Source organism: Mycoplasma yeatsii GM274B (assembly GCF_000875755.1).
GTDB lineage: Bacteria > Bacillota_I > Bacilli_A > Mycoplasmatales > Mycoplasmataceae > Mycoplasma > Mycoplasma yeatsii.
Window position 1 is genome coordinate 12,775 of record NZ_CP007520.1, and the last position, 13,759, is coordinate 26,533.

Consider the following 13,759-nt stretch of genomic DNA (forward strand, 5'->3'; position numbering starts at 1 on the left):
AGGTAAAAAATCTTTATTTTTTCCTAATTCTATAATGTAGATATATTTAATAAATGTTTATACACAAGCTAATGGAAAGAAAATTTGTCCCGAAAATGAGATAATTTTAGGGATAAAAGGAGAGGGAAGTATGACATATATATCACAAATTCAAAGTCGAATTAATGATCTGAAAAATGGAAAAGTATTTACCAGTAATGATTTTATAGATATAGCTTCTAGTGGAACTGTTCGTAGAATTCTAAATAAGTTAGTAAAAGAACAAAAAATTAGAAGAATTATAAATGGTTTTTATTACTCTCCTAGATACAGTGAGTTAATTAAAGAATATGAACAAGTTAGAATCGAAGAATTAGCAAAGGCTATAGCTAGAAAGCATAATTGAGATATCGCTCCTTTTGGATTAGCTTGTTTAAATATTTTAGGTCTATCTACTCAAGTTCCAGTTAAAGTAATATATGTTTCTAGCGGAAAATCTAAAATTTATAAAGTAGGTAAAATGTCTTTAGAATTTAGAAAAGTAAGTTCAAGAGAAATATCAAATATGTCTTTAAAGACAAGAATAGTTATCCAGGCCATAAAAGAATTAGGAAAAGGAAAAATAGAAAAATATCATATAGATAGAATAAGATGAGAATTAACTAAAACTGAAAAACAAAATTTATTAGTTGAAGCAAGACATACTACAAAATGAATTTATGAACATATCAAGGAAATATGTAAGGAGGAAAGTGAATAATTATTCACATAAAAGCTGCCCTAAAGAAAATTTGTCCCGAAAATGATATAATTTTAGGGACAAAAGGAGATGAAATCATGACATATATATCACAAATTCAAGAACGAATTAATAATTTTGAATATGATAAAGTGTTTACTTCTGATGATTTTTTAGATATAGCTTCTAGTGAAACTGTTCGTAGAACATTAAACAGATTAGCAAAAGATCAAAAAATTAGAAGAATTATAAATGGTTTTTACTTTACTCCTAAATATGTTGAACTAATTAAAGAATATGGAACATTTAATGTATATGAATTAATTGATGCAATAGCAAGAAAATATAATTGAGATATCGCTCCCTTCGGTCTAGCGTGTTTAAACATATTGAGTTTATCTACTCAAGTACCTGCTAAAGTTATATTTGTCTCTAACGGTAGAAATAAAACATTTAATGCAGATGGTATGACAATAGAATTTAGAAAAGTAAGTTCAAGAGAAATATCAAATATGTCTTTAAAAACAAGAATAGTTATCCAGGCCATAAAAGAGTTAGGAAAAGGAAAAATAAAAAAATATCATATAGATAGAATAAGATGAAGATTAGCTGAAGAAGAAAAACAAAATTTATTAGTTGAAGCAAGACATACTACAAAATGAATTTATGAACATATCAAGGAAATATGTAAGGAGGAAAATGAATAAATTTTATATGGGATCTAATAAAGATCTTAATGAAATAATTAAGTTGACTTCAAATAAAATTGGCATAGATCGAGCAATTATAGAGAAAGATTATTGAGTTAGTTTTTTATTAGATTATATATTTAATGAAAATAAATATTCTAAATCTTTCACTTTCAAAGGTGGGACGTCATTGTCTAAATGTTTTAATGTTATTAAAAGATTTTCAGAAGATATTGATCTAATTTTAGATTGAACACTTTTGGGATATGAAATAAGTGAACCATATATTGAAAGAACAATAAAGAGCCAGAGCAAATTTAACATAGAAATGAATAAAAAATCAGCGTTATTTTTGAAAGAAGAATTTATAAAAAATTTAGAAAACGATCTAAAAGATTTTAATCTTGAATTTTACATTGACAAAGAAGATGAAAACACAATTTGATGTAAATATCCGACTTTTTTCGAATCGAGTTATATAATTCAAGAGATAAAGTTAGAAATAGGTTGTATTGCAACTACAACTCCTTTTAAAGAGGTTGAAATAAGTAGTATTATTGATGATGCTTTTCCTAAAATATTTGAAAAGAAATCTTTTTTAAGAGCAATAGAGCCTGAAAGAACATTTTGAGAAAAAACACTAATCCTACACTCAGTATGTAACAAACCTGAAGATAAAGCTTTTAACACAAGATATGCAAGACACTATTACGATTTATATTGTCTAGCGAATTCATCTTATAAAGATAAAGCTTTACAAAATATAAAATTGCTTAAAGAAGCAACTGAATTTAAAAAGAAATTTTACTGAATTAAATATGCAAATTATGATGAAGTTTTAGAAAATAAAAAATTAAAATTAATCCCTAGTGAATTTAGAATTGAACAAATAAGAAAAGATTATGTAGATATGAAATCTATGTTTTATGGAGAAATTATCGAATTTGATAAAATCCTAGAAACTCTTAAAAATTTAGAAAAAGAAATTAATGATAAACTATCAAAAGAAAATATTTGAAATTAGAAAAAATACAAAAGTTTTAAATTCTCATTAAACGAATCAAAAGATTCGTTTTTTTGTTTTTCAAGCAGAAATTTTTAAGACAAGACTTAATAAACATCCATAGATAGTCTTATTAAAGAAAATTTGTCCCGAAAATTATATAGTTTTTAGGATAAAATAACCCAAAAAGGAAAAGTAAATAGGTATACTCATGAAAAAAAGTCGGAATTCCGACTAAATTTCACGAGTTGATATAATACTTATGATAAACTAGAGATAAATAACCGGAATTCCGACTAAATTTCACGAGAGGTGTTCTATGTATATTAAAAGAGACTTCTATTTAAATAAATTGATAGAAAAACAAAATAATAAAAAGGTGAAAATAATTACAGGGATAAGACGATGTGGAAAATCTTATTTACTGTTTAATATTTTTTATAACTATTTAATTTCTATAGGTATTGAAAAGGATCAAATTAAGATTTTATCACTTGATAAATATAGTAATAGAAATTATCGTGTTCCATCAATGTTGAATAAGTTTTTTGAAGACAGTATAAAAGATCCAAACAAAAAATACTACTTTTTTATTGATGAAATTCAACTATGTAATAATGAATTTAATGAAATAACAAATTCATATGATACCTTTATTGATGTTTTACTAGAGTATTATCAAAATGATAATATTGAAATTTATATCACTGGAAGCAATTCTAGAATGTTATCTAAAGACATACTCACTCAATTCAGAGACAGAGGAGATGAAATACGAGTTCATCCTTTATCATTTAATGAAATTTATGAATTATTTAAAAATAAACAAAAAGCACTACAACAATATTTTATGTATGGCGGAATGCCTTATATTTATTATTTAGATGATGAAAAACAAAAAATAAATTATTTACAAACCTTGTTTACTGAAACTTATTTAAAAGATATTATCGAAAGAAATAACATCATTAACAATCATGAAGTATTAGATATTTTATTAAACTTTATTTCATCAACTGTAGGTTCATTAACAAATCCAACTAAATTATCAAATAGGTTTGATTCTGAAAATAAAATTAAAATATCATCTGAGACAGTTAAAAAATATTTAGATTATTTTAAAGATGCTTATATAATTTCATCTTGTCAAAGATTTGATGTTAAAGGTAGCAAACATTTTAAAACACCTTTAAAATATTACTTTACTGATATTGGACTAAGAAATGCTAGATTAAATTTTAGACAAATTGAACATTCTCATATTATGGAAAATATCATTTATAATGAACTAATAAAAAGAGATTACGCTGTTGATGTAGGAGTAGTTAGATACGATCACAAAACTCCAACTAAAAGAACAGAAATTGAATTAGAAATTGACTTTGTTGTCAATAAAGGTCATGAAAAATATTACATTCAATCGGCGTTAAATGTAGATAGTTATGAAAAACTAAAACAAGAAACAAATTCATTAAAAAGAGTTGATGATTCTTTTAAAAAAATTGTTATTGTTAGAGAGAATATAGTATCAAGAAACGATGATAATGGAATATTATTTATTGGACTTGAAGAGTTCTTATTAGATGAAAATATACTAAACTAAAATATCATTTAGACAAATCTTTTTTAAAGATTTGTTTTTTATTAAAGATAAACTTATGTGGTGCGAATATTGTTATTAGACGTTATTTTACAATAAACAATCAATTAATACGCGTTAAAATAGTCTTATGAAAACAATAAGAATATATGAAATGTTTGCTGGTATTGGTTCTCAATATAAAGCGTGTAAAAATATAGAAAAAGAGTTAGATGTTAGGTTTGAATCACTAGGTGCATGTGAGTGATTTATTGATGCAGTAATTGGTTATATGAAAATACATTATGGCCAAATTGAAAGTGAGAATAGTTTATCTAAACAAGAAATGACTTTATTATTATCAAACTATTCTTGATCTGCAGATTCAAAAAAGCCAGTCAGAGAAAATTATTTTTTAACAATGAAAGAAGAAAAACTAAGAAAAATTTTCCCTTATCTTTTTGGATTTGTTAACAAAGAGTATTTATCTAAAAAAATAAATAACGATTTCCACGGGGGGGGGGGTCAATCTTATACAAATATTAAAAAGATTGAAATTCTTCCCAAGAATATTGATATTTTAACTTATTCATTTCCTTGTCAAGATATTTCTCAACAAGGTTCGCAAAAAGGTATAACAAAACAAACTAGATCTGGTTTGCTTTTTGAGGTTGAAAGAATTTTAAAAAATAATAAAGATAGATTGCCAAAAGTTTTGTTATTAGAAAATGTTAAAGCTTTAGCAAGTTATAAATTTAATAAAGATTTTACAAATTGATTAAATACATTAAAAGAACTTGGATATGAATCTAAGTGAAAAGTAATTAATTCGGTTGATTATGGTTCTGTTCAAAATAGGGAACGTGTTTTTTGTGTGTCTTATTTATCAAAAAATAAAGAATTTGATTTTCCTAAAAGAATTGAAAACAAAAGAACTTTGAAAGCAATTATAAAAAATGAAATAGACATGCAAGAATGCAATAAACTACTAAAATATTTCAAAGATGATTTTTATGTAACTAAAAATAATATTTCTAAAACAAAACTTGTTGGTTATACTAATTTTAATTCTGAAGCTTATATTTATTTACCTGATAAATTAGGTCCGACACTTACAGCTTCTGGAGCAAATTCTAGACTAAAGTTTTATTTTAAAGAGACAAATGAACTTAAATTTATTTCTGCTAAACAAGCTTTTTTATATATGGGATTTGATAAAAAAGATTACCAAGCAATTAAAAAAGACGATCTATTAAATGAATCAAAAATGATTTTTCTTTGTGGGAATTCTATATCTGTAGAGGTATTAGAACACTTATTTAAGGAGATGATTTTATGTGAAATAGTATAGATATAAGAGTCTTTAGAATGCATTTCGAAACTAGATCTTTTAATAATGAAAAATCAACAAGTGCTAAAGCGAAAGGTTATATAGATCTGTATTTAGATTTTTCAACAAAAATTTTATATGTTCCACATTGAGAAATTAAATTCGAATCCTTATATTTAGATTTATATACAACACCAGCATGATTTAAAAGTAGAAAGAAAAATTTTAATTTAAGAAAATCTTTATTTGACAAATTAGGTTTAGACCAAGCAAAGAGGCCTGATAAAACAGAAAATTGATTATATGAATTAGATCAAAATGAATTAGAAATAGCAAGTAAATGATTTAACGAAGAATATAATTCAACATTAAAAAATATTATTTCAATTATAAAAGGGAATAATGCAGGAGGATCATTTAAAAAACCTAGTGCAGCAGAAATAATTGGTGTAAATTTAGATGATAAACATGAAGAATATAAATATAATTTAACCATGTTTTTTGACCTAATAACTTATAAAGATGAGAGAATTCTAGATTTACTTGAAAATGATGAAAATAATATGCTTATAGATCAATTAGAAAGCATTAATGATTTTTTAGATTACATTGTTAATTCTAATAAATATCCTATTCATTCAAAACTTTTAAAACTTACAACAGTAAAACCTAATCTAAGTTATGAAGAAAGAAAAGAATTTTTTGATTCAAAAAGTGCAAAAATTATGGAAGAAATAATCAGAGACTCTAATAAAAAATTATTAGAAATAGATACAAAAATTAAAAGAGCTAGAAGCAAAGCTTCAAAAATGAAAATTAATGTGTTTAAAAGAGAAAAAGGTTATTCATATGAAAATGCACATATCTTAGATGTAGCAATTATAAGAAATAAACTTATTGAACTAATAGATGGAAATAAACAACTTGATGATTCAGAATTTGTAAACTTATTTGATTATATAACTGATGAAAATAACATGTTGAATTTGCAAACCCAAGTTCATAAATGATTTGATAAAGGATTTTTTAGTTTTAATAAAAATGGTGAAATCACTAAAACAAAAAATGATTTTGATATAAACGATTACAGTGAACTAGGTTTTTATAGAATGATACCAAAAGATAAATTAACAGATGAAAGAATAAATTACATAAACTTAAGAAATGAAAATAGAGGACTAAAAATAGACTAGTTTAACTAGTCTATTTTAAATAATTTCTTAGAATTTAAAGTAGTTTGTTTTATAACTTCTTCAACAGTTACATTTTTTAGTTCAGCTACTTTTTCAGCTGTGTAGTAAATGTATTTAGGGTGATTTAATTGACCTCTAAAAGGATGAGGTGTTAAATAAGGTGCATCAGTTTCTAACAATAATTTATCTAATGGTATTACTTTAACTACTTCTTGTAAATCTTTTGCATTTTTAAAAGTAACAGCTCCACCAATATTTATATAACAACCTAGTTCTAAAAATTTTAAAGCATATTCTTTATTTGCTGAAAAACAATGTACAACTTTAGGTATTCGATTCAGATCTTTAATGATTTCTATAACATCATCGTATGCTTCATAAACATCTTTTAAATCTCTAATATGCATTTGTAAAACTTTATTATGTTTTATTGCTAAATCAATATGAGCTTTAAAAAATTCTTTTTGTAATTGTTCATCTTCTCTAGTGTAATAATAATCTAACCCAGTTTCACCTATTGCAACAACTTTTTGATGACTAGCTAATTGATCTAATTTTTTAATTACACTTTTATCATAATTAGACACTTCATTAGGATGAATTGCAACTGCAGCATAAACATCATCAAACTCTTCTGATAATTCAACTGCTTTTTTTGAACTTGTTAAATCAAAACTGGCACATAATCACCCACCAACATTATGTTTGTATGATTCTTCTATCATTTGTTTAATATTTGCGTCCTTATATCTAAAATCATCATTAAAATGTATATGATTATCAAAAATTTTATTATTGTCCATAACCTAACCTCTTGTTTAATATAATAAAATTTTAACAAATAACATATAATAACTATAAAATATAATTACAAAGGAGGAACTAAAATGAGTAAAGTTCTTGTTTTAAAAACAACCGCACAAGCTGATGAAGTATCAAACTCAGTTGCATTAACAAAACGATTTTTAGAAGAATATAAAAAGTTAAACCCAAATGATGAAATCATTGAAATTGACTTAAATAAAGAAGAAGTAGGAACAAGTATTTTAACACAACAATCATTTCCTACATTTTTCCAACAACCTGCAACAATTGACTACATTAAATTATTAAAAAGTGTAGATAAATTAGTTATTGCTTGTCCTATGTATAATTTTTCAACACCAGTTACATTAAAAACATTTATTGATCACGTTTCTTTAGCTAATGAAACATTCTCATACAAATACTCTAAAAAAGGAGATGCTATTGGATTAATCACTAATCTAAAAGCTCAAATTTTAGGAGTTCAAGGAGCACCTTTAGGATGATATACTTGAGGAGCACACACTCAATATGTTGAAGGAGCTTTAGGATTCTTAGGAATTAAGTTTAATAAAACAGTTTTACTAGCTGGAGTTAAAGTTGGAGAATTAGCTCAACTTTCACCAGAACAACGTGTTGAAACAATTATTGATGATATTAAAGAAGCTGCAAGAACATTTTAATAAACTATAAAAGAGGGATAAATTTTATCCCTCTTTTTCTATTTTTAAGATAGTACTTTTAATTTTGTCTAAAATCAATAACTGCTCTACCTATGAAATCACCTTTTTCAAGTTTTTCAAATATTTCAGCTACTTGATCTAATTTAACTACTTTAGTTACTTCTGATTTAACTAATCCTCTAGCTGCATAGTCTAAAGCTTCTTGTAAATCTTTACGAGTACCTACAATTGATCCTGCTAGTTCACGTTCTAATAATACAGTTCAGAAAACTGAAACACCGAATTCATCTTTTCCTAATTTATCTTTAGCAGGAAGTCCTACCAATACTTGACGACCACCACGTCTTAACATTTCCATTCCTTGGTTAGCCGCAGATGTTGCAACAGAAGTATTAACTACACCATGAGCTCCACCATTCGTAACTTCAATAACTTTTTCAATAGCATTAACTTTTTTGCTATTAAATGCAAATTCTGCACCTGATTTTAAAGCTAGATCAACTTTTTCATCAGTTACATCAATACCTATAGCTCTGTAACCCATTGCTTTACCATATTGGATAGCCATTTGACCTAGTCCACCCACTCCAATAACAACAACAAAATTTCCAGGTTTCAACTTAGCTTGTTTAACTGCTTTATAAGTGGTTACACCAGCACAAACAACCGGAGCACCTGTTATGATATCTAAATCTTTTGGAACTAATCCAACAAAATCTTCGTGTCCTATTGCGTATTCTGCATATGATCCGTCTTTTGTATATGCAGACATGTTTTGATCGGGACACAATGTTTCTCTACCACTTAAACAATATTCACAATGACCACAAGCATCATGTAATCATGCAAGACAAACTCTATCTCCAACTTTTAAATGTGTACATCCAGGACCTAGTTTAGTAACAATACCAATTCCTTCATGACCAGGTATTAATGGATATTTAGGTTCAACTAATCAATCATAATTTGCTGCATGTAAATCTGTATGACAGATTCCGCTAGTTTCCATTTTAATTAGAACTTCTTTTTCCTTTGGTTCAGGAATATCTACCATCTCTACACTTCATTTGTGTGGTTCACTAACCACAAAAGCTTTCATTTTTGCCATAAATCCCCCATATTGAAAACACTTAATAGAAATATTCTTTTACTATATTTCAACTAAATTATAGTTTTTAATTATCACCTTTAGTGAAAACAGGACATATATTTATTAATTTGAAAATTAAACCGTTTATGTTTATTTTTTTCATTTTTTCAATACAAAAAAAGACAGATCATTTCCGTCGTTTTCTTATTTGTTAACTATTAAATTTTTGTATTCATGAAGTTATTTTATTTTCATGTTTTTTGTAGTCTTCAAAAATTTCTTTCATATGTTTTAGAAAATTAATTTTAGTTTGAAGTTTATTTTGTTCTTTTTCTGTAATTTTACTGATAGCATCATTTAAAGAACTAAAGGATTTTGAATCTTCATAAAATTCTAAAAGTTTAGATAATGACTCTCCTTCTTTTGAATTAAAGAAAGTTTCAGCTTCTTTTGTTTTTAAAGCATCAAGTTTTCCATTTTCTTGATCCTCTTTCAAACTATTTATAAATTTTTCAACTTTTGGTCCAATTTCTTTTTTGATTTCATCAAATTCTTTTTCAAATTGTGATTCACCAATACTTGTGATACCTACTCCGCTAATTTTTAGTTCTTTTGGAAGTTCTTCTTTCATATTTTCTTCTTTTTCTTTCATTTCAGGCTTTGTTTTCATTTCATTTTTAGTACATGAAATAGCAACACCTCCTGCAATAGCGGTCATTGTAAATATACCTAATATTGTTAATAATTTTTTCATATTCTCATTCCATTTCTCGTTTTTATGAAATGATATTATCATATTTAAATAAATAATTTTTGGAACGAAAATTTTTGTCATTTTATGTTTGAAAAAGCATCAATATTGTTTAACGTATTTGTCTATAATTGAATAAATAAAAAATAGCATCTTTGCTATTTTCAATACAAAAAATTTTACTATTTAGTTTAAATTAAGAACCTACATATTTATCTATCAATTCATCTATTTTGCTTTTGTATTTTTCATAATTATCAAATGTAGATTTTACAGATTCTAAGAAATCCTTTTTAGATCTTTCTTTGTCTTCATTATCTTTTGGTAATTTCTCTACAGCCTCTTTTAAAGAATCGTATGATTTTGAATCTTCATAAAATTGAAAGATGTCAACCAAGGCTCCAACTTCTTGAGTTGCTAAAACTTCAGCATCCTCTTTTTCTAATTCCCTCAATTTTTTTATCAATAGATCAATTTTTGGACCAACAATTTTTTTAATATTTTGAAATTGTGTTTCAAGTTGTGTTTCATCAATTTTCTCAGTTTCTTCTTCTTTTGGATTAATTTTCTTTTCAATAGGCTTTTCTTTTATTTCACTTCTAGTACATGAAATAGCAACAGCTCCTGTTGTAGCAAGTGTTGTAAATATTGATAATATAGATACTATTTTTTTCATATTCTCATTCCTATTTTTACTTTTTATGTCTCTATACTATCACTTTTAAAATGTTGTTATTAAAAACTTACAAATTATTTTCCTAAACAATATTTTCTAAAAATGTTATCAATAATTTCATCTTCATATTCAACACCTATTAATTCATTCAATAAGTTTCATGCATCATATAAATCAACATTAACTATATCGATAGGCATTCCTGATTTAATAACATCTAAAGCAGTTGTTAGTTTAGTTTTAATTTGTTCAACTAATGTGATTTGATTTAATCCAATTAAAATTAATTCATCATTTTTTTTGATTTCTTCATTGTTATACATTTGATTAATTTTTAAAATTAGTTGATCTATATCTTGATTTTTAGCACTAGTAAATACAACATTATTATATTTTAGATTCAATGATTCAACTTGTTTGTCATCAAGTTGATCAGTTTTATTAACAACTAAAATTCAATTTTTATCATTTAATAATTCAAAGATTTCTTTATTGTCTTTATCATCAATATTATTGTAGTTAACAACAAATAAAACTAGATCAGCTTTATTAATTAAATCTTTAGATTTTTGAATTCCTAGATTTTCAACAATATCATCAGTTGCTCTAATTCCAGCAGTATCAATTAAATCTAAAGTCACATTTTCTAAACTAATTTGTCCTTCAACAATATCACGAGTTGTTCCTGGAATATCAGTAACAATAGCTTTATCTTCATTAATTAAAGTATTTAAAATAGATGATTTACCTACATTAGTTTGACCAATAATTGCTGTTTTAATTCCTTCTGAATTTTTAAATGCCATTTTAGATCTAATTAAAAGTTTATTGATTTGATCATTTATTATTTCTAATAATTTAGTTAAATCTTCAACACTTGACCCTTCAACATCATCGTAATCAGGATAATCAATTGAAACTTGAATTCTACTAATAATATCTAAAAGATTATCTTTTAATTCAATAACAGCTTTGTTGTTAGCTCCACTCATATTAGCAACACCAATTTTTAAAGCTAATTCATTTTTAGCGTGAATTAAATTATTAATACCTTCAGCTTGAATTAGGTCGATCTTTCCATTAACAAATGATCTTTGACTAAATTCACCTCTCATAGCCATTCTAGCTCCTGACTGAGTAATTATATTAATAATTCTATTAGTGTTTAAAATACCACCGTGACAAGCAATTTCAACTACATTTTCACCAGTAAATGAGTTAGGAGCAACAAAACAAGTTAAAACAACTTCATCAATTAATTCATCTTTAAAATAAAGTTTTCTAACAAAAATTCCTCTTTTAGTTTGGATTTGATCTTTTTCTTTTAATAATCTATTAATTACAGTAAAAGCTTCATCTCCACTAATTCTAATTAAAGCTATAGCTTGAGCTGAAATATTAGTAGCAGGAGCAACAACTGTATCTTGTAATGTAATCATTAAACCATCTCTTTTCTTTATCAATATAATTTTATAAGACTAATTTATTAATGGTAGGTGAAATATTTAAAAAAACGACTTAATCAACTTTAATATTCTTGACTTTCGCTAAGAAAAATAAGTAATAAAAAACCACAATTTAAATTGTGGTTAATTTAATTTAGTTTATTTACTTTTTGAAGCTGTTTTTGGTTTTGTTGATTTAGCTGTTGTTGATTTTGGTTTTGTTGATTTAGCAGCTGTTTTTGGTTTAACTTCTTTTACAACTGGTTCTTCAACTTTTACTTCTTCAACTTTAACAGGCTCAACTTTAGCTTGTTCAACTTTTTTGCATGGGAACATTGGATATTCTGGATGAGGTTCTTTAAGCATTAATATACCAATGAATGCAATTGCTGTAGATAAAATAATAAGTACAAATTGAATTGCTGTTAGTGTTAATTGGTTTTTTTGCAATGCTGGTATAAGTGAAATACCAGAAATTAGAATTAATACTAATGTAAAGAATACATATCCAAATCCTCAAATTAAACTGAACATTCAACCAATAGTTTTTGGATCTGATTCTTTATATTCGTGTGGTAAGTTTAACATAACACCTTGAATACCTCAAATACATAATCCAGTTAAGAAACCTAGGATGATAAACATTGCAGCTGAGAATCCAAACATAGATTTGTTGTCACCTGATCCATATTTAGCAACACCAAATATAAATGTTAGAGTTGATAATGTAAATAAAACTATTGCAGATGCGATTGCAGTAGCAATAAATCATCTTCTTTTTGCTTGTTTTCTTGATCATAAACCAAGACTGATTGGACCAACAAATACCGCTGATAAGAATGCTACTTGTCATCCGAAGATGTATTTATTAAAAATACCTTCGGCTTTACTTAGTCCGTTAAAAATTGGTACTGTTAAGCTTGTTAAGAAAACGGCTATACATAATCATCCACCATATAGTAGAACTCATGCATATGTTTGTTTTTTCTTAACGTATGATCCAAGAATACTTCATCCGTTTACTTTTACTCTTGGTTCATTTTCTTTAACGTCAAATTGTGTTCCTATAAAAATAAATAATAATAAAGGAATAATGTTTAACGCAGCTAATAGAGTAACTATTAATTTTCATTGTTCTCTAACTGCATCTGAATTTGTAACTACAAGTACAGGAACGATTGAAATGATTGTTCCTAATGGGTAGAATCAAATACCAAATTGTGAAACAACTGATTTTTGTTTTGGCCCAAAGAAGTTAGCAACAACAGGTTGAGTTAAGATAATTAAAGTTGTTCCTCCAATAGCCATAATTGTTCTTAAAACTAAGAACAATGCATACCCGTATCCAGTAGCTGGCATAAATGCAGCAGGAATACCAACTAATGTCATTGCAATAGCAATAATAGTAGTGTATTTGTGTGCAAATTTAGCTAATAATAACGCAACAAGCACTGAACCTATACCACGTCCTAATGTAATTGATCAGTTTGCGATTTGACTTATAAGTTGGAAATTAGCATCTTTTTGGATTCTAAAATAACCTAAGAACCCTGCATTAGCCATACCATCTTTTACACCATCACCAGCTAATGTAACTGAGAACCCTCAGTTTGCAATGAATAGCATGTATGCAAATGAAATAAATGATCATAATATAAATCCGTAAAGAACTTTATTTTTTTGTGATCATTCTTTGATCTTGTTATTCATATTTTACCTTTCTATGTAAATAAAACTTAAATAATTTGGCTTACAATATAAATCAAAATATATAATTACTTAAGTTTTACTTACTTAT

General features: G+C 26.0%; 13 protein-coding genes. 7 read left to right on the forward strand and 6 right to left on the reverse strand.

Annotated elements, in window-relative coordinates:
- The first annotated feature begins 130 nt into the window (after window positions 1-130).
- The 6 genes from MYE_RS00050 (at window position 131) to MYE_RS00080 (ending at window position 6,512) form a co-directional block, all read left to right on the forward strand.
- A complete protein-coding gene (locus MYE_RS00050; RefSeq protein WP_042733030.1) occupies window positions 131-739 on the forward strand; it encodes a DUF6088 family protein in 609 nt (202 codons plus the stop codon).
- A gap of 77 nt (window positions 740-816) precedes the next feature.
- Complete coding sequence (locus MYE_RS00055; RefSeq protein ID WP_042733031.1) at window positions 817-1,425, forward strand: DUF6088 family protein; 609 nt, start codon at window positions 817-819, stop codon at window positions 1,423-1,425.
- Window positions 1,418-2,431, forward strand: coding sequence for a nucleotidyl transferase AbiEii/AbiGii toxin family protein (locus tag MYE_RS00060; protein WP_042733032.1), 1,014 nt, complete (start codon window positions 1,418-1,420; stop codon window positions 2,429-2,431). The genes MYE_RS00055 and MYE_RS00060 overlap by 8 nt, the downstream gene beginning before the upstream one ends.
- Window positions 2,432-2,729: 298 nt before the next feature.
- The gene (locus tag MYE_RS00065; RefSeq protein ID WP_042733033.1) at window positions 2,730-4,013 is read left to right on the forward strand and encodes an ATP-binding protein; all 1,284 of its coding nucleotides are present in this window, start codon (window positions 2,730-2,732) and stop codon (window positions 4,011-4,013) included.
- Window positions 4,014-4,140: 127 nt separating this feature from the next.
- Window positions 4,141-5,340: a DNA (cytosine-5-)-methyltransferase N-terminal subunit gene (gene dcm_N / locus MYE_RS04085; RefSeq protein ID WP_082028291.1), complete on the forward strand. Its 1,200-nt coding sequence runs from the start codon at window positions 4,141-4,143 to the stop codon at window positions 5,338-5,340.
- Entirely contained in the window at window positions 5,325-6,512 is a 1,188-nt protein-coding gene (locus MYE_RS00080; RefSeq protein ID WP_042733034.1) for an MAG4270 family putative restriction endonuclease, read from the forward strand. Before dcm_N ends, MYE_RS00080 begins: the two co-directional genes overlap by 16 nt.
- Before the next feature lie 5 nt (window positions 6,513-6,517).
- On the opposite strand, the gene MYE_RS00085 is transcribed toward MYE_RS00080, so the two are convergent.
- The gene (locus MYE_RS00085) at window positions 6,518-7,315 is read right to left on the reverse strand and encodes a TatD family hydrolase (RefSeq protein ID WP_042733035.1); all 798 of its coding nucleotides are present in this window, start codon (window positions 7,313-7,315) and stop codon (window positions 6,518-6,520) included.
- A gap of 84 nt (window positions 7,316-7,399) precedes the next feature.
- Here MYE_RS00085 and MYE_RS00090 point away from each other — a divergent pair, with 84 nt between their 5' ends.
- Entirely contained in the window at window positions 7,400-7,999 is a 600-nt protein-coding gene (locus tag MYE_RS00090) for an FMN-dependent NADH-azoreductase (protein ID WP_004428548.1), read from the forward strand.
- 58 nt (window positions 8,000-8,057) lie between these two features.
- Here MYE_RS00090 and adhP read toward each other — a convergent pair whose 3' ends face one another.
- From adhP to MYE_RS00115, 5 genes are all read right to left on the reverse strand, one after another.
- Window positions 8,058-9,107 carry an alcohol dehydrogenase AdhP gene (adhP, locus tag MYE_RS00095; RefSeq protein WP_330216770.1) on the reverse strand — a complete coding sequence of 350 codons (1,050 nt, stop codon included), beginning with the start codon at window positions 9,105-9,107 and terminating at the stop codon, window positions 8,058-8,060.
- A gap of 193 nt (window positions 9,108-9,300) precedes the next feature.
- Window positions 9,301-9,843 (reverse strand): lipoprotein, encoded by a 543-nt coding sequence (locus MYE_RS00100; RefSeq protein WP_042733036.1) that lies wholly within the window; start codon window positions 9,841-9,843, stop codon window positions 9,301-9,303.
- A gap of 193 nt (window positions 9,844-10,036) precedes the next feature.
- Window positions 10,037-10,516, reverse strand: a complete 480-nt coding sequence (locus MYE_RS00105) for a hypothetical protein (RefSeq protein ID WP_042733037.1) — start codon at window positions 10,514-10,516, stop codon at window positions 10,037-10,039.
- 74 nt (window positions 10,517-10,590) lie between these two features.
- Window positions 10,591-11,952 carry a tRNA uridine-5-carboxymethylaminomethyl(34) synthesis GTPase MnmE gene (mnmE, locus tag MYE_RS00110; RefSeq protein ID WP_144402417.1) on the reverse strand — a complete coding sequence of 454 codons (1,362 nt, stop codon included), beginning with the start codon at window positions 11,950-11,952 and terminating at the stop codon, window positions 10,591-10,593.
- Between the two features lie 168 nt (window positions 11,953-12,120).
- Window positions 12,121-13,671, reverse strand: coding sequence for a hexose phosphate transporter (locus MYE_RS00115; RefSeq protein WP_042733039.1), 1,551 nt, complete (start codon window positions 13,669-13,671; stop codon window positions 12,121-12,123).
- Between the last annotated feature and the right edge of the window lie 88 nt (window positions 13,672-13,759).